Origin of the sequence: Paenibacillus sp. FSL E2-0178, from assembly GCF_038593005.1 — a bacterium.
Lineage (GTDB): Bacteria > Bacillota > Bacilli > Paenibacillales > Paenibacillaceae > Paenibacillus_AQ > Paenibacillus_AQ phytohabitans.
The window spans coordinates 2,840,172-2,856,470 of record NZ_CP151953.1; the positions used below are offsets into that span (position 1 = coordinate 2,840,172).

The 16,299-nt window shown below is 49.1% G+C and carries 14 protein-coding genes; 4 read left to right on the forward strand and 10 right to left on the reverse strand.

The features are described 5' to 3' along the window. Positions 1-50: 50 nt before the first annotated feature. Entirely contained in the window at positions 51-1,121 is a 1,071-nt protein-coding gene (locus tag MHI42_RS12390; RefSeq protein ID WP_342423972.1) for an SGNH/GDSL hydrolase family protein, read from the reverse strand. Positions 1,122-1,414: 293 nt separating this feature from the next. Between MHI42_RS12390 and MHI42_RS12395 the strand changes: the two genes are divergently transcribed. Further along, the gene (locus tag MHI42_RS12395; protein ID WP_342423973.1) at positions 1,415-3,337 is read left to right on the forward strand and encodes an ATP-dependent DNA helicase; all 1,923 of its coding nucleotides are present in this window, start codon (positions 1,415-1,417) and stop codon (positions 3,335-3,337) included. An 11-nt stretch (positions 3,338-3,348) separates the two neighbouring features. Here the strand turns inward: MHI42_RS12395 and MHI42_RS12400 are convergent, their stop codons facing one another. After that, positions 3,349-4,629, reverse strand: coding sequence for an MFS transporter (locus tag MHI42_RS12400; protein ID WP_342423974.1), 1,281 nt, complete (start codon positions 4,627-4,629; stop codon positions 3,349-3,351). A gap of 182 nt (positions 4,630-4,811) precedes the next feature. On the opposite strand from MHI42_RS12400, the gene MHI42_RS12405 reads away from it, so the two are divergent. Further along, complete coding sequence (locus MHI42_RS12405) at positions 4,812-5,444, forward strand: LysE family transporter (protein ID WP_342424733.1); 633 nt, start codon at positions 4,812-4,814, stop codon at positions 5,442-5,444. Here MHI42_RS12405 and MHI42_RS12410 read toward each other — a convergent pair. Both MHI42_RS12410 and MHI42_RS12415 read right to left on the reverse strand, forming a co-directional pair. Further along, positions 5,441-6,847 (reverse strand): amino acid permease, encoded by a 1,407-nt coding sequence (locus MHI42_RS12410; RefSeq protein WP_342423975.1) that lies wholly within the window; start codon positions 6,845-6,847, stop codon positions 5,441-5,443. The genes MHI42_RS12405 and MHI42_RS12410 overlap by 4 nt on opposite strands. A 68-nt stretch (positions 6,848-6,915) precedes the next feature. Then, positions 6,916-7,368: a MarR family transcriptional regulator gene (locus tag MHI42_RS12415; RefSeq protein ID WP_042134644.1), complete on the reverse strand. Its 453-nt coding sequence runs from the start codon at positions 7,366-7,368 to the stop codon at positions 6,916-6,918. Positions 7,369-7,480: 112 nt separating this feature from the next. Between MHI42_RS12415 and MHI42_RS12420 the strand changes: the two genes are divergently transcribed. Both MHI42_RS12420 and MHI42_RS12425 read left to right on the forward strand, forming a co-directional pair. Next, complete coding sequence (locus MHI42_RS12420; protein ID WP_342423976.1) at positions 7,481-8,134, forward strand: YitT family protein; 654 nt, start codon at positions 7,481-7,483, stop codon at positions 8,132-8,134. Continuing rightward, entirely contained in the window at positions 8,124-8,579 is a 456-nt protein-coding gene (locus MHI42_RS12425) for a GNAT family N-acetyltransferase (RefSeq protein ID WP_342423977.1), read from the forward strand. The genes MHI42_RS12420 and MHI42_RS12425 overlap by 11 nt, the downstream gene beginning before the upstream one ends. A 298-nt stretch (positions 8,580-8,877) precedes the next feature. Here MHI42_RS12425 and MHI42_RS12430 read toward each other — a convergent pair whose 3' ends face one another. From MHI42_RS12430 to MHI42_RS12455, 6 genes are all read right to left on the reverse strand, one after another. Beyond that, positions 8,878-10,509: an ABC transporter substrate-binding protein gene (locus MHI42_RS12430; RefSeq protein ID WP_342423978.1), complete on the reverse strand. Its 1,632-nt coding sequence runs from the start codon at positions 10,507-10,509 to the stop codon at positions 8,878-8,880. Positions 10,510-10,568: 59 nt separating this feature from the next. Beyond that, complete coding sequence (locus tag MHI42_RS12435; protein ID WP_042134639.1) at positions 10,569-11,468, reverse strand: carbohydrate ABC transporter permease; 900 nt, start codon at positions 11,466-11,468, stop codon at positions 10,569-10,571. A gap of 14 nt (positions 11,469-11,482) precedes the next feature. Next, positions 11,483-12,334, reverse strand: coding sequence for an ABC transporter permease subunit (locus MHI42_RS12440; protein ID WP_342423979.1), 852 nt, complete (start codon positions 12,332-12,334; stop codon positions 11,483-11,485). Positions 12,335-12,669: 335 nt separating this feature from the next. After that, on the reverse strand, positions 12,670-14,937 hold the full coding sequence (locus MHI42_RS12445; protein ID WP_342423980.1) for a helix-turn-helix domain-containing protein: 2,268 nt from the start codon (positions 14,935-14,937) through the stop codon (positions 12,670-12,672). Positions 14,938-15,148: 211 nt separating this feature from the next. Continuing rightward, positions 15,149-15,640 carry a hypothetical protein gene (locus tag MHI42_RS12450; protein ID WP_342423981.1) on the reverse strand — a complete coding sequence of 164 codons (492 nt, stop codon included), beginning with the start codon at positions 15,638-15,640 and terminating at the stop codon, positions 15,149-15,151. Then, the gene (locus MHI42_RS12455) at positions 15,624-16,169 is read right to left on the reverse strand and encodes a PadR family transcriptional regulator (RefSeq protein WP_342423982.1); all 546 of its coding nucleotides are present in this window, start codon (positions 16,167-16,169) and stop codon (positions 15,624-15,626) included. The genes MHI42_RS12450 and MHI42_RS12455 overlap by 17 nt, the downstream gene beginning before the upstream one ends. Between the last annotated feature and the right edge of the window lie 130 nt (positions 16,170-16,299).

A 16,299-nucleotide genomic window follows, 5' to 3' on the forward strand; every position in this document is an offset into this window, starting at 1 on the left:
TGGGCAATATTCAGAGCAGATATTATCCTGCCCAATCAAGCTTCTCTGTATCACCAATCCATAAGCCCCTTGATATGAGCCGTCAGCTTCCGGGCCGCTTTGCTGTGCGTAGCTTGGGAAGGGTGGGAGTCGGAGGCGTATCCATCCGCTGCCTCCTGCACATCAAATTTCATGGCAGAAATATTGCTGTCTCCTGTTTCTTGACTATATCCCTTCACTGCCTGTTCGACATAAGGATACAATCTGTCTCCCATGATGCCCAGCGTACACAGAATGGGTGTGCGGGGGTTATTGCGTCTGACCATTTTGAGGAATTCAGCATACTCCCTGGCATATTCCGTCTGCTTGCCGGTATCGTCTCTGGTATAGGAATCATCATTCGTTCCGAGATTGATGACAATCAGATCGGGCACAAACCTGTTGAAATCCCAACGAATATCCTGGGGCAGCAGAACACCGTCAAACTTACCCTCGGACTTGCCTACCTGTTCATAATAATCCGGGAGAAGATGTGTCAGCAGCCGTTGATCGGTTTCTGTGTATCCTGTAATAATGCCATAGCCGCTATACGAAACCATACTATAGTCCGCATCAAGATGGCGGGCCGTCAGATAAGCATAGCTTTTGGTGACATCTTCTGTAGCTGTGGAGAAGGAATGCAGCCCGTCATCATCATCCACGCCGTAGCCGCAGGTAATGGAATCGCTGATGAATTCGATCTTATGTACTTTTGCCGGAGCGGGTTTGATTCCATCCGCTGCATGGACAGCAATCTCCTGAATCCCTGCCGTTGACATTGCCGCCTCAGACAGCTTGGTGACCTTTACCCTGACCTCCTGCTCCGTCTCGCTCTCAAATATCGTATACGTTCTAAGCAGCGTGTCCAGCTGATCGTCAATGACCCGTACTCCGTTTACACAGATGCCAATCCTGGCCAGATTATTACCGGTTAAGGCAATATTATCAGCTTTCAATGTAATCTCCGCTTTGGTGCCATAGAATGAAAATTCGATACCGCTGCCGGAGAGTGCCAGCCACAGCACATCATTGCTGTAGTGCGTCCGGCCGGTCAATTTCACATATGTCTCCGTAGCTTTGAATACTTGCATGTGTTCTGTCATCTTTAAACCTTCCTTCTCTCTATATAACAGTAACAGTAGCAGGCGCGCCTTTTGTTTTCAAGAACGGTCTGACACAGAGTGGAGCATTGCACGGATCTATTACATTCTAACCCTTGACTGTTAGCGCTTCATCTATGATAATAACAACCTCACCCAAATAGATACGGGACAGGCACATCATTGATTATAGAAAAGGGGCGGTCGTTATCAGCTGGTTAAATGATCTCTATAAATTACAGAAGCGGGAGCTGAAAAAGGACATCGAACCCGCTCTGGTCAATGCCATCTTCCGGATGTATGACCGGTTTCCGAGGATCGGCCTCACAGAGAGGCTCGGCCAGCAGGATATGTCTCTGGATATCGCGGATGCTTATGTACATAGCCGCAATGCGATGATTGAAGCCGGAGTCGGCATCGGCAAGTCTTTTGCCTACCTCATCCCCGGCCTGCTCATTAACCAGATCTCCCGGCAGCCGGTCATTATTGCCACCTCCTCCATCCAGCTCTCCGAACAGATCCATAAAGATCTGCGGTTCATCGGCAGCCGGCTCGGGTTCACCTCGGTCCGCTCCGTAGTCGGGAAAGGTATGGGGCAATATGCCTGCCGGTACAGGGCAGCTGAACTAATCAAGCCGGATGCTGCTGCTTCCCCCCTGTCTGCGCTTGCCGAACGTATTGTGAATTACGGGATCGATGAGCGGGCAGATATTGAGGGCGGTGTTAGTGACGCGGTATGGTCCGGCGTTTGTGTGAATGATTGCAAATTTGAGCAATGCCATTACCGGAGCACCTGCTCGTTCTACGAGATGAGGGCCAAAATTAATGCCGGCCCCGGCGACATGGATTTCATCATCGTTAATCAGGACCTGCTTATCCGTGACCTGATTAAGAAGAAGGAAGGAACTAAGGGCTTAATTGCGGAACGGCCGGCGCTGATCGTAATAGATGAAGCGCATAATCTCGAAGCAAAGGTCAGAGATGCAAGAACGCTCGAATTCACCTTCCGGGGAACCTGCCGCATACTGGAGGACGCCTTACAGATTCTTTTCAGGCAATCCGCAGATAAGGAGCTAATGGCACAATATAAATTTATAAAAAGATGCGCCGGGGATATTTTCAGACAGGTAGAGGCGGATCTGCTGCACACAGCCAAGCAGGACAATGACCGGATCAAAGTATCGGAGATTACAGGAGTCCCGCTGCAGCGGGGAATTCAGGTATTGAGAGAGTTCAGTCTCAGCCTGTCGGTCCTCACTTCCCGGCGTGAGCGGGAGATTGACAATGCTTTTGAAGCCATGAACGGACTTATCAGCCTCTTTGCTGTACTCGCCGGAGCGGAGGACAACTACCTGATCTGGGCAAGCCATACGCGGGGGGAGAGCACGGTCAGCATCTGTCCCAAAGGCATAAGCCAGTTCCTGAAACACAGCCTGTTTAACGGGAAGACCTCTGTCATCTTAACGTCAGCAACCCTGTGCCAGACCGGAGATACGCTGGAGGAACAATATGCTTATCTGACAGAGTCGCTCGGATACCGGGGAGATTATATGGAGCGCCAGGCTTCAACGTTTGATTACGATAACCACACCCTGATGTACATTGCCAGGAACGTTCCCTACTATAACCACAACAACCGGGAAGCCTATCTGGAAGCAGCGTACAAGGAGCTGCTGAGGCTCTGCAATTTGACGGACGGGCGGACACTGGTGCTTTTCTCGGCCAAAGAGGATATGAAGTACATTCATCAGAAGCTAAGCGCCGAGAAGCTTAACTGGGCGCTGCATGTGCAGAGGGAAGGCTCGTCCCAGGATGGGGTAATCGCTGAATTCCGGGCCAGTAAAGGCGTTCTGCTGAGTACGGGGGTATTCTGGGAGGGCGTGAATATCGCAGGCTCTGATTTATCGCAGTTAATTGTGGTCCGGCTCCCTTTCCCGGTTCCTGCCGATCCGGTCTATGAATATAAGGCCTCTTTGGCTGAGAACCCCCTGAAAGACGTATTCGTCCCGGACATGCTGCTCCGGTTGAGACAGGGCACAGGACGTCTGATCCGCAGTGAAACAGACCTGGGTGTGCTCAGCATCCTCGATTCCCGCCTGTCCGCCGGAGCCCGTAAGGACTACCGGGATAAGGTGCTGGGGGCTTTGCCCTTCAAGCGGGTTACCGAGGATTTCAGGGTGCTGGAGAAGTTTGTACAGGAGAAATTTGATAAGATTTGATATCAACCGCTCTAACGGACACGCTGGCGCATCGGATTTGCTTTTTTATGCTTCATGCTGGCTTGCTTCAGATTGTTCTCGCCTCCAGCCTCTCCTTTGCTTGGAGTAACGGCGAAAAAGGACAGGAGCCCGCCAGCCGCCCCTACGGCTGCCATAGTACCGAATAAAACCCAATGTCCCCGGTTCATTAGAAGTGACACGACCGGCGGGCCCAGCGCAACCCCGATAAATCTCATGCTGCTGTATAAGGAGGTGATTGTACCACGGTTCTCTTTTTCAATCCCCTCCGTGATCAATGCATCCATGCAGGGCAGAACCACACCAATCCCGACACCGCTTAAACTTAAGAAGCCTACCATGAAGTATATATTCTGGCTAAAGCCTGTTATCAGCATAGCTGCTGTAAGCACCGCCATACCTCCGAAACCGAGCCATTTCATTAACAGCTTGTTTTTGCCGATGATTTTGCCGCTTCCGTAAGAGGCCAGACACAGAAGTGCAAGGGGAATGGCCAGTACAAATCCCTTAGAGGCCCCATGCAGGTTATACTCCGACTCCAGTGTCTCCGATAAATAGAACAGCACACCGAAGGTTGCGAACATACAGATTCCACCTATCGCAAATATGGCATACAGCCAGCGGCCTCTTTCATGCAGGATTTCTTTAATGCCGGTTAAGAATTGCCCGATGCTTTTCTTTTCGGCCTTCTCCTCTGACTTTGGTTTCTTGACGAGAAATACAACAAGCGCAAAGGAAATCAGACACAAGGCCGGAATCGCGATGAAGGGTGCATACCATAGCAATGTACCGAGATACGCGCCAAGGATCGGACTTAATACTTTGCCGAAGGTGTTGGAGGTCTCAATGATTCCCAACCCTTTACTAACCTCTTTCTCATCCTTGAACAGATCGCCTACGAAGGGGAGGACGATCGGAAAGGCTCCTGCGGCTCCAATCCCCTGGACTAGACGCCCTCCGAGGATGACCCAATAGGCAGTTATTCCGGTTAAGAACCAGGCAGCGGCAACACAAATAGCACCGCCTATGGCCGCAAGGATGAGACTGGGCAGGATAACGATTTTACGCCCAAAGCGGTCTGACAGATAACCGGCAACCGGAATCATTAATATGGCGATCAGGCCATACACCGTGATGATCATACTGACCTGAAAAGCATTGATACCAAGCTTTTTGGAGATCTGCGGCAGAATAGGCAACAGCATGGAATTGCCAAGTGTCATGATTAACGGGATGGAAGCAAGTGCAATTAATGCTCCTTTTGAACCTTTCATGGCGAACCACCTTCTTTGTAATCACATCCTGCTTATTGTGGTTCATACGGCATTATTTATACACCTTGCAGTAACGCTCAACAATTTATAGAAAGTGGCCGCGATCTTTCGCGGGCCCTTTTTTGGTTGTCCTATATCCACCTTTACCAGAATATGCTATCTGTATAAAGGGGGAGGACAACATTAACGTATTTATAGGTTATATCTTTCTGGGATTATCTCTTTCCGCACCCTTGGGGCCCATTAATGCTGCACAGCTGGACAAGGGACTCCGCGGAGGATTCATGCATGCCTGGGCTGTTGGCCTGGGGGCGGTCAGCGCAGATATTATCTATATGCTGCTTGTCTATTTCGGCCTAATTCACCTGCTGGACGACCCGTTTGTGAAAGTATTCTTGTGGCTGTTCGGGTTCTTCGTCCTCGTCTATACAGGGGTGGACAGCATCAAGAATACAGGAGACCTTTCAGTGGCCGGCCTAAGGGGAAGCGATGCCTCACTGTCCAGATCTTATGTTTCGGGATTTCTGATGTCCTTATTCAATCCCCTGTCCATCCTGTTCTGGCTGGGTATATACGGCTCGATATTGGCTGAGGCTGCCCGTAATTATCCGATGCAGCAGCTGCTGATCTACAGCGGGGCAATCGTCCTCGGGATTCTGCTCTGGGACGTAACCATGGCGGCCGCCTCCAGTCTCTTCCGTAAGTTTCTGACGGTCAGGGTATTACAGGTGATCTCCGTACTGTCCGGCCTGTCGCTGATTGGCTTTGGTTTTTATTTTGGTGTACAGGCTGCACGGCTGCTCTTTTTTCATTAAACCTTGTTTTTGCGCAGTCTGATCCCTGTGATCCGGAACTCAGGACCGCCCTGCAGAGAATGAGATTCATGGGTACCGCCTTTTTTGCCGCGAAAGTGTTGAACAATCCAGTCACTCAACGCAATCAGTGAAACAATCAGCAGACTGATGTAGAAGCCCGGACGGCTGAGCGCATGAAACAGTGTCCCTGCTACAGCAGCCGCAATCAGCACCAGGCCCGTCCAGCGTTTCACTCCGCTGAGAAGACTGGGCTTAAGCAGTCGGCCGGCTGAGAGCAAGATAAAGGACCAGTTATACAGGATCATGAGGCCCGCAGCCGTGGTAATGTATTCATATACTTTTCCCGGCAGCCACAAAGACATCATGATAGCGCCTATTAGACCGGCAGCAATCAGACATAGTGCGTAGAATGGATATTTATCCTTCCATTTCTTCGAGAATAACTTGGGCGCATCGCCTTCCTGCGCAAGAGTGATCATCATCGAGGTAATGGCATACAGCGAGGCTGTCATCGTGGAGAATCCGGCAATGATCAGCACCCCGTTAAACAAATGCGGCACAAAGGCCAGATGATCGCTGCTGAGTGCGAGAACAAAAGGACTTTCCTTCGGGTTGAAGGCGCTTAACGGCACCATGATCACCGCAAGTCCGATCGACAGGACATACACCCCAGCCAGTCCGAGCAGCATGACCTTCCCTGCTTTTGGAGCCTCCTCAGGTTTCTTGAGCCTGTAGGACATAATCCCCAGCACCTCAATGCCGCCGTAAGCATAAAAAGCAAAAATAAAGGCCGACCATAGTCCGATACCTCCTGACGGAAACAATGCCTTAACCCCGAGCGGAACCTTTGGTGTGAACTTCCCCCCGCCGATCCAGCCTGCCAGCAGCGCAGCAGCAATCACAAGAAACATCAGGATCGCCGCCACTTTGATGACAGCCAGAAGGTTTTCAACCCGGTCAAATCCCTTATTCCCGAAAAACACAATTAACAGGCTCACTGCGGCAAACCCCGCAGCAAAAACCCACATCGGTACGGCCGGAAACCAAAAACGCGAGAAGATGGATAACGCTGTAAGTTGGCTTCCCATAATCAGCAGCTCCGAGAACCAATATACCCAGCCGCTTCCGAACCCCGCCCAGCTGCCGAATGCTTTCTTGGCATAGGACCGGAAGGAGCCCTGCTCCGGATGTTCTGCCGTCATTCTTGCCAGCGCATCAAATACAACATAAGTTCCGCCAGCAGCCAAAATGTAGGCCAGCAGCACAGCAGGACCGCCCATGGAGATGGCCAGTCCCGAGCCCAAAAAGTATCCGGTTCCTATAGTCCCTGCTATGCCCAATAAACTGAGCTGCCACCATTTAAGCTTCTTGTCATCTTCGGTTTTACTGGAGGTTTGCTTCATGAATTCCGTCCTCATCCTGATTCGAATTTGAGAGTTCTCATCTCTACAATTCCCCTCGGGCGGACTAATTAGTACTCTCTTTTATTCCCCTTCTTCACATACTCCCATTCAACCTCGATATTTTTCCGGACCCTCTGCAGAAGCTGAAATAATAGTTCTGATTCTTGTCCGGAGAACCCGGCTAAGGCAACCCTGTCCGTATGATCCCCTTCTCTTTTCAGAAAAGAGTAAGCCTGATCACCTTTTTCAGTTGTAAACAGCCTGTTGATTTTTTTGTTTGTTTCATCATCCTTCTTTTCAATGAAGCCTTGGACTTCAAGCTTCTGCACCGCACGTGCGGCAGTTGTCCGGTCTACCTTGATCATTTCGGACAGCTTCTCCTGAATAATTCCCGGATTCTCATAGATGCGGACGAGATATAAATATTGCCCCTTAGTCAGATCTAATTCCTTGAACTCTATATTACTTATAGAATCCAGTGCCCTCGCAATCATTCCAACCTCACGAAGTATCTCTTTCACTTGATCACCTGCCCGTCCAATAATGTTGTATTTACAACAATAATAAATCTATATATACTAATGAATATCGTTATTTCATTATGGCGTTTTTGGCACAAAAAACAAATGTAGAATGGAGTGGGCAAGGATAAGGAAGTCCCGTTTACCTGCGTTTTTCATTTTCAGCTGCGGAATTCTCATCTTAACCCTGGGCGTCTCGCTTACCATCTTATCCGGCCTTGGAGCTTCACCATTTGATGCACTCTTAGTCGGCCTGTCCAGGAATGTTGGCCTTACCGTAGGAAGCTGGGAAGTGCTGATCGCCATCCTCTTGATTGGCTGCAACTCGTGGTTAACCCGGCAGAGGCCGGAAATATTAGGGCTGGTCACTGCATTTATCACAGGTATCGGCATCGACGGCTGGCTTTTCCTTTTACACCATCTGATCGAACCTCATCTGTGGGTCAGTAAAATTGCTTTTTATAGTCTGGGCTTAATCGCCATTGGATTAGGGACTTCGATTTATTTGTATTCAAAATACGCCCCGATTCCGGTAGACCGGCTGACATTAGTACTACAAACGGTAACCGGGCTTAATATACTTTTTACCCGAACCCTCATTTACCTGATTTTCTTAGTTGCCGCACTTATGTTCAAGGGGCCGATTGGTATCGGAACTCTGCTTACGATTGGTCTGGGCGGCTTCATTCTTAATTACTTTATGCCACTTACACAGAAGGCCCTGGATCGTCATCTTACACTCAGGAGTGAATCACATGGAGATTAGAATCGATAATTTGACTGGAACTGAAATCATAGCATTGATCAGCGAGCATTTACAGAGCATGTTTGAGCAATCCCCGCCGGAAAGTGTACATGCACTGGATTTGGACAAATTACGGTCACCGGAAATCACCTTCTGGAGTGCCTGGGAACACGGCGAATTGTTAGGTTGCGGGGCGCTTAAAGACCTTGGGGACCATCATGGTGAAATCAAATCCATGCGGACTTCTGGCAGGCACCTCAGAAAAGGCGTCGCCTCTGCAATGCTTGCCCACATCCTTAAGGAAGCTATGCAGCAAGGCTATGTGCGGCTGAGTCTGGAAACCGGATCGACGGAAGGCTTCGAGGCGGCCCGGAAATTATACGAACGATTCGGGTTTGAGACCTGCCGCCCGTTCGGGGATTACATTGAGGATCCTTACAGTGTGTTTATGACGAAGGCATTGTGAAACAACAAATTGGAGTCAGATAGACGATTGAGCTCGTGAGAACGCTGCGCGAACGGATCGTTGTTCCAATCGCTGTTGTGTCCAGATTTTTTTAATTTTCCTTAGCGGTTAAAATCCGGACACAAAGGCGACCGCTGCCGCTTTTCCGCGGGTCATTCCGTCCTCTCCGCTGTTTAAGCGGAATGCGAATTCCGGTCTTCATAACATAAAAAATGCAAGCCACAAAATGACCAAAAATGCAGAGCAGCGATCCTCCAATAACAAGAGAATCGCTGCTTTTTGTCGTTATAACTTCAAATTAACGGAACTGGCCCGCATCGATGGCTGCCTGCTTCTCATCAAGGATTTCCTGATATCCAGCATCAAGGAAGCTCTTCTTGGCATCTGCATAGGCTGCATCGAATTCAGCTTCCGGAGCCAGAACGGTCTTCACATACAGATCCTGGAACAGCGAGTTCAGATCCGCTTTGTATTCATTAACCTTTTCGAGCACTACACTGAACATGGCATCCGGTGTACGGAATTCCGCAACCTCGTTGTAGTATTTGACCATATCCTCAGCGAGATATTCATAGCCGGCCGGTGACCAGTTACGCAGATTCGATTGGAGGGTCTTCTCTGCATCCGGATATTGCGCAATTTCAGTCACTAGTCCCCAGTAGTCTTTATTGTTGTTCGTGGAGAGGACCGATTCGCCTTTGTAATCCGGGTTCTTCACAGCAATGCCTTCAGCATCAAGTGTATAGTTCTCGCCTTCAATACCGTTCTGGAACTTGAACAGGTTCTCCGGCTGGCTCAGCCATTCGAGGTACATCCAGACGGCAGCGCGCTCTTCATCCGTAGTCTCATAGTTGATGCCCATGATGAAGCCGAACGGCCAGTAAGCGCGTCCTTGAGGCTTGTAACCTTCCGGCACCATTGCATTCGGAGGAATTACCGCAAATTCGGCATCCGGGTTGTTGGCCAGCGTAGCTGCGAAGACGTCTGCATTGTTGGTCAGATAGAATGCGTAGTTACCCGTTTTGCCGGCAACGAATTCAGATTTGATCTTGTTATCATCGCTGCGCAGATAGAATTCTTTATCCACGAGACCGTTATTGTACTGATAGTTCAGATTACGCAGGAAACGTTCGGTATCGGCGCTGGTGAAGTCAGCAACACTTACATCCGAATACAGGGCACGATATGCCTGATCCACCGGCCATTCACGGAAAGCATAGTTATAGCTGTAGAAGTCCTTAATCAGATTCCCCGCAGTCACACCAAGTCCGGCTTCTTTCCATTTCGCCAGCATCTCATTATACTTCTCCAGGGAGGTCAAATCCTCCACCTTCATGCCCACCTGCTCCACCCAGTCTTTACGGATGATACTGACGAAGTTATCGGCTTCAGGACGTGCAGCGAAGAAGAAGGTATTCTTATCGTCCACTTTACCGTATTGCTGGATCGTTTCACCCAGATTCGCCCAGTAAGTTGGAGCATAATTTTCTATTTCTGCATAATTAAGCGTCTGCATTACATCTTCACCGTAATAAGTAAGCGCTTGAGGCATATCGTAGTGGAAAATAATATCCGGCGCCTTATGCGATGCGAGCAGCTGCTCGTAATCGGTTACTTCACTGCTGCGGGAGATAGGCACGAAATTAACATCGATATTGTATTTGTCACCGAACTCCGCCTGAACCCAGCGGGTGTAATAGTTATCACTTACATTCCAGCCCTCGAAAGCGCGTTCATAGACCGGAATATCAATCGTAACCTTCTCTTTAAAGCCTTGTGAATAATCTGCAAAGCCCTCACTCTGGTTGCTGGAAGCTGCAGGCGTGTCCGTTCCTGCACTCTGTTTATCATTTCCGCCGGAGCATCCGGCAAGCATGCCGGCTGTCATGACAGATGCCATCATTAATGAAGCAAAACCTTTTTTGTTCATCGTAATTCCCCCATTTTTAATTTTCGGGTGCTATTTACTGCTGCTTGCGGAACATACGGTTACTCCTTAACTGCGCCTAGCATAACTCCTTGCACGAAGTATTTCTGAACGAAAGGATACACGCAGAGAATCGGCAGGGTAGCAAACACCACGACGGATGCTTTAAGCACTTCCGGGTTGCTGAGTGATACTGTGGTGGCTTCCAGCTGGAAGCTTTCACTCGCCTGAATGACCAGATAATACAGCTTCAGCTGTAGCGGCCGGAGCGAAGTCTCATGCTTGATGTAGAACAGTGCATCCTGGTAAGCATTCCAGCGTCCAACTGCGTAGAAGAGGGCAAGTGTCGCCATAATCGGCTTGGACAACGGCAGGACGATGCTGAACAGAATCCGGAAATGACCGGCACCGTCGATGCGCGCCGATTCTTCCAGACTCACCGGAATCCCGTGCGTTAACGATGTCTTCATAATCAGCAAATTGAAGGCACTGAATGACAAGGGCAGAATCAGTGACCAGATCGTATCCATCAGTCCCAGATTATTAATGTTCATGTAATCCGGGATGATCCCTCCACTAAAGTACATCGTGAACAGGAAAATGAAGGTGATAACCCGGCGGCCCTTGAACTGGGCTCTCGACAACGGATACGCAGCGCATATCGTCAGAATCATTCCCAGAATCGTGAACAGTACGGTTACAATTACCGAGATGTACAGGGAACGGAGGATGCTGGCATCCGCGAAGATTTTCTTATACGCTTCGATGGTGAAGCCCTGCGGCCACAGAAAGACCTTATTGGCAATGACGAAGGAGTCAGAGCTCAGGGATTTCGACACGACATGCAGGAACGGCAGCAGACAAATTAGTGAAACAACAATTAAGACGATGCGGATCAGCACATCCCAGATGTCCAAACGTCCTTTACTTAGTGAGGCCGAACGGACTGTTGATGCTCTCATGGTTTCCCTCCTTTCTATAATATTCCATCTTCACCGAGCTTTTTAGCGACGCGATCTGCCGTTATTACAAGAATAATTCCGATAACAGATTGGAATAATCCAAGCGCAGTCGCCCGGCTGAAATTACCGGATTCAATCCCCCAGCGGTATACCAGGACCGGTATGGTTGTTGTGTACTCCGTGGTAGCCTTGTTCTGCAGAGCGAAGATGCGCTCGAACGAGCCCTCCATTACTTTCCCCAGATTCATGATCAGCAGGGTTACGATGGTTGCACGGATAGAAGGTACCGTAATATTCCATACCTTTCTCCAGCGTCCTGCTCCATCGACCGTAGCCGCTTCATACATCTCCGGGTTGATCCCGCTCATCGCCGCCAGGTAGATAATCGTGCCCCAGCCCATACTCTGCCACACACCGATAGCCAGATAGCTGATCAGCCAGTTCGTATCTTCCTGCAGGAACGGAACACGGGTACCGCCCATCAGTTCAATCAGATTGTTAATCACACCGCCGCCTTCACTAAGAAGCTGATAAGCGATAGCCCCGATAATGACCCAGGACAGGAAATGCGGCAAATACAGCAGCGTCTGATTGATGCGTTTGAACCGGATACTTTTGACCTCATTCAGCAGCAGCGCCAGCAGAATCGGCATCGTGAAGCTGAAGCACAGATCCAGAATATTCAGCAGCAGCGTATTGCGGACAGCAGGAGCAAAGTCAGGCTTGGCGAAAATATCCTGGAAGATTTGGAGGCCCACCCATTCACTGCCCCAGAAGCCTTTTGCAATTTTGTAGTCTTTAAAAGCGATTACAAGTCCGGTCATCGGCAGATACTTGAATACGATTACAAAAGACAGTGGAATCAATACCAGGAAATAGAGCTGCCAGTCACGCTTTAAAAAATACCCGGGCCCCTGTTTCTTTCTTAATAGAGCATTTTGATTTGTCTTTGAAGCGTTTGCAACTTTCAAAGTCTCACCTCCTACATCATTTTATCTCTGTGCCAGTTGCATCCACCGGCCTGAGCTCTATGCTATCTCCATTAGCCGGTTTTGAATACGATGAGTAATGCTGCTGGCCATTAAAACTGACAACCGCGCGGTTTATAAGGCCTCCGCAGCCGCAATATGATCAAATATGATAGGCTAAAACGTTTTCATTAAGAGTCATGAATTGAATAATTACGGCCAGAAGCAGGCCCTTAAGAGCTTTTGGTCTTGGCTGTTTTGTAGCTGCTCGGCGGCATGCCCTCGTATTTGCGGAAAAACCGGTTGAAGCTCTGTATATTGAAGTAGCCCACCTCTGCCGCAATCTGTTTGATCGTCAGGTCGGTATCCAGCAGCAATTCCTTGGCCTTCTCTATACGCAGCTGGTTCAGATAATCAATCATACTCTTGCCGGTTAAGTCATACACAATCTTGCGCATATAGGAGTAGCTGATGCCAAAATCATGGCTCATATCCTTCAATACAATTTCTTCACGGTAATGATCCTGCAAATATTGAATGATCCGTTCCCCATGATTGGCTTCACGGGTACCCCGGTCCAGGTCCTGCACGATTTCTTGGAAGAACCCGTGCAAATATGCCTCAAGCTCATCCAGCGTATCCATCGATGCCAGAAGGGTGTAGATGTTGCCTTTCCCCATAATCATTCTTCCGGTACTGATATGATTCTCACGGAGATGCTTGATCGTCGCACCCAGCAGCTGGTGATAAATGAACATAATGTTATCGTAGGAAATATTCTCTGCTGAGCCGATCTGGCAGCGGATGACCTGAAGCTCCTTAAGTATCCCGTTCAGATCGCCGGCATCCAGGAAGTTGAGAATCCGCCGCTCGCTGCTCTCGGAATCCATATATTTACGGCTGTTCTCCTCTTCGTCCTGCCAGTACATCACGCTTCCGGCTCCCTTAATCATCCGCTGCTTAATCAACTCCATCGCTTCGAATAACCGCTGGGCAACCCTTTCGGGTGCATCTGCCAAGCCGCTTACCCCTATGGTGACCGAATGGCCCAGCAGCACTAGCGACTCCTCCCGGATTCTGTCCAGCGCCTGCTGGATCCGGTCATAACTCTGCTCATCCCCGCCCGGAGCAAAGTTGATTACAATCACAATACAGCCGTCACTATGATAGACAGAACGGGCGAGAACCCCCTCCGGGAACAGGCTCTCGTACTTCGCGTTGAGCAGATATCCGTGATAGCTGCGTGTCTCCAGATTCGTATTGCCAACATACACTCTGTACTGGTCGATGGAGACCACAGCTATTCTGTAATACACCTCAGGGAAGATCTCCGTAATCCGGGGCGGAATCTCTCCGCGCAACAGGCGGTGAACGGCGAAGCTGCGGGTGTCCTGTTCGCGCTCCTGCAGCAGCTGGAACAGGCCTTCCTCCTCCTCCTGCATCCGCTTAAACGCTACATTCAGAAAGGCAAGCTCATTCTTATTGACTACCTCCAGATTGCTTTTCGAGCGTATCATCCGGACTAATTGCCGGAGTGGTCTGGACATCCAGGTAGCGAGAAAGACCGCCAGTACCGTTCCCAGCACAATAATGGCTCCGGTTAGCAAAATAATATTCCCCTGCATATCCCGTGATTTGGTCATCAGCTTATCCATCGAGCTCCAGCTTACATTCCACCATCCGGACAATGACGAGCGGCTCCATGCATAAACCATCCGGTTGCCGTCCAGCTCGCGGAACGTATAGCCCTCGCTTGAATCCTGATCCAGGATTTCTTGTAGGAAGGGCTGCTCAAAGCCGTCGGTGAGCAGCAGCGACTTGTCACTGTGTGATATTACTTTTCCGTCAGATCCAAGGAGCAGGGAATGGCCGTCCCCGGCCTCTGCCGTATTCAGATATTTGCCGATCTGACTCTCCCGCATATTGACGACAATCAATCCGTCCGTTGTGGAGGAGAGACGATTGAGAGGGTATACATAAGACACCACATGATCGCCCGAGCCCAGCACGCGGGGTACCCACACACCGCTGATTCCTCTCTGGCCTGCCAGTGCTTCGGTTGTCCAGCCCACCTGCTCATACCGCTCCAGCTTCGTAACTGCATTGTCTGTAGAAATAACATAATCGGAGTTATTCAGATAAAAGTATGAGGAATAAACGCCGTCTACACGGCGGTTCAGGTTCAGCAGTTCATTCATCACAGACAAGGCCTTGGTCACATTAGTGTAGCTTGCGTTCACCTCGTCATACGTCTCGAAGCTGCGGATGCGATCAAATACATTGGTTGCAGCCAGACGCGCCGTATCCTGGGCGAGATTGGCCAGTGCATTCTCATTTAACTTGCGGTTGGCATTCAGACCGGCAAGTGCGGATTCACCGATGGCTGTCTCTGAATTTTCTATGATCTGTGCCCCGCTATACCACGTCAAGATCGCTGCCGGAATGGCCATGATACAGAATAGAATCAATGCCAGCTGTAGCATCATCGGTGTTTTTTTCATGGTGTGCCCCCTGTTCCTACGGTAAATTTATCTAAAATAAAGAAGCCCCGCATACACTGGGCTTCTCTGCTTATACCTTTAGATTGATGAAGAGTAGCTTACCTGCGTAAATACTGTTCTATGATAATACCATAAAATAGGGTTCTCAGTCTGGTCATTTGCTCATTGATTGTCGAACATTGTATGTGTACACATGTACTATCTCCCAAGCTCAGCGTGTACTGGCTTTGTTAAACTTCTTTTCAATATTTTCAGCAAATTTCACGCCCTCACCGGCCAAATGTTGTCTCATAAAGAACCCCCCAAGGCCGTTTATCCAAGCTGCCATAGCCAGCAACCGTGAGGGGAAATCTGCTCCAATCGTACAGCTGAATTCACAAGAGTTGCGGTTAATAGGCGTAATCTTCATTTCCCATGGCACTCCGACAATGGCGGGTATCCACCGCATGATATAGGCTTCTGTCCGGTCAGAGTAGAACCGCAAATGATCCTCTGCATGCTCTTTTAACTGATAGTGCTGAACAATCATCTCATTCCCCATATTCTCCACATTAACCATATAGAACTCACCCTCTTCAAAATAACTGCCCATTGCCTTGTGGCCCTTCGAGAAAGATTCATATTCACCTGGAGTCATCTCCGTCACCCATTTGTACAAATCCACCTTGTCCGCGGCAATCTGCAATTTAAATTTCTTGGTCATTCTCATTGTTATCTTCCTTCTTTCTTATAATTTCACTAATGAGATCCTCATGCCAATTCATAATCATCTGATAATATTCTTTGCCAAACCTCAACGTCGCGTGTTCGTATACACCCATCTCTTGAATGTGCTTCTCTTCTATTAAAGTAAGCTTGTTGTATTCACTGGCGACAGTGGTGCGGAAGCTGGCAATCAGCCGGGCAACCTCATGCTCGTCAAGATATTTATAGAAGAACAGCTTATTCAAATACTCATAATTGAACGGGGAAAATGTACAGGGTGTCTGTAGCCATTCCATAAACTCACCCTTCCCCTTTTCCGTGATCCCATAGGCTTTCTTGAATCTGCCCTCCTCAACCCCTTCTTCAGCCTTGATCAGCTCCCCCTTTTCCATTTTCTTGAGCATAGGATAGATGCTGCCGAAGCTGGCATCAATAAAGCTGGAGGTGCTGCGCATCATCTTCTGCTTGATTTCATAGCCTGTCATATCCTTGTCGCACAGAAACCCGAGTATTACATATATAAGCATTCATTCCCTCCTTCCTCAGTACGACATATAGCGGGTTTATATATAATATGTTGATATATATCGTTTCGATATATTGAATATATGACTTGTTGGCGGGTTTGTCAATAGCATTTGCTGTGCATTAGTTCTG

What these genes read in the sequence shown, in the direction of transcription:
- MHI42_RS12390 (WP_342423972.1), bottom strand. Translation starts at nt 1,121, where the DNA reads ATGACAGAACACATGCAAGTATTCAAAGCTACGGAGACATATGTGAAA.
- MHI42_RS12410 (WP_342423975.1), bottom strand. Translation starts at nt 6,847, where the DNA reads ATGAAGCAAACCTCCAGTAAAACCGAAGATGACAAGAAGCTTAAATGG.
- MHI42_RS12425 (WP_342423977.1), top strand. Translation starts at nt 8,124, where the DNA reads ATGGAGATTAGAATCGATAATTTGACTGGAACTGAAATCATAGCATTG.
- MHI42_RS12450 (WP_342423981.1), bottom strand. Translation starts at nt 15,640, where the DNA reads ATGACCAAGAAATTTAAATTGCAGATTGCCGCGGACAAGGTGGATTTG.
- MHI42_RS12435 (WP_042134639.1), bottom strand. Translation starts at nt 11,468, where the DNA reads ATGAGAGCATCAACAGTCCGTTCGGCCTCACTAAGTAAAGGACGTTTG.
- MHI42_RS12400 (WP_342423974.1), bottom strand. Translation starts at nt 4,629, where the DNA reads ATGAAAGGTTCAAAAGGAGCATTAATTGCACTTGCTTCCATCCCGTTA.
- MHI42_RS12395 (WP_342423973.1), top strand. Translation starts at nt 1,415, where the DNA reads ATGTATGACCGGTTTCCGAGGATCGGCCTCACAGAGAGGCTCGGCCAG.
- MHI42_RS12445 (WP_342423980.1), bottom strand. Translation starts at nt 14,937, where the DNA reads ATGAAAAAAACACCGATGATGCTACAGCTGGCATTGATTCTATTCTGT.
- MHI42_RS12455 (WP_342423982.1), bottom strand. Translation starts at nt 16,169, where the DNA reads ATGCTTATATATGTAATACTCGGGTTTCTGTGCGACAAGGATATGACA.
- MHI42_RS12420 (WP_342423976.1), top strand. Translation starts at nt 7,481, where the DNA reads ATGGAGTGGGCAAGGATAAGGAAGTCCCGTTTACCTGCGTTTTTCATT.
- MHI42_RS12430 (WP_342423978.1), bottom strand. Translation starts at nt 10,509, where the DNA reads ATGAACAAAAAAGGTTTTGCTTCATTAATGATGGCATCTGTCATGACA.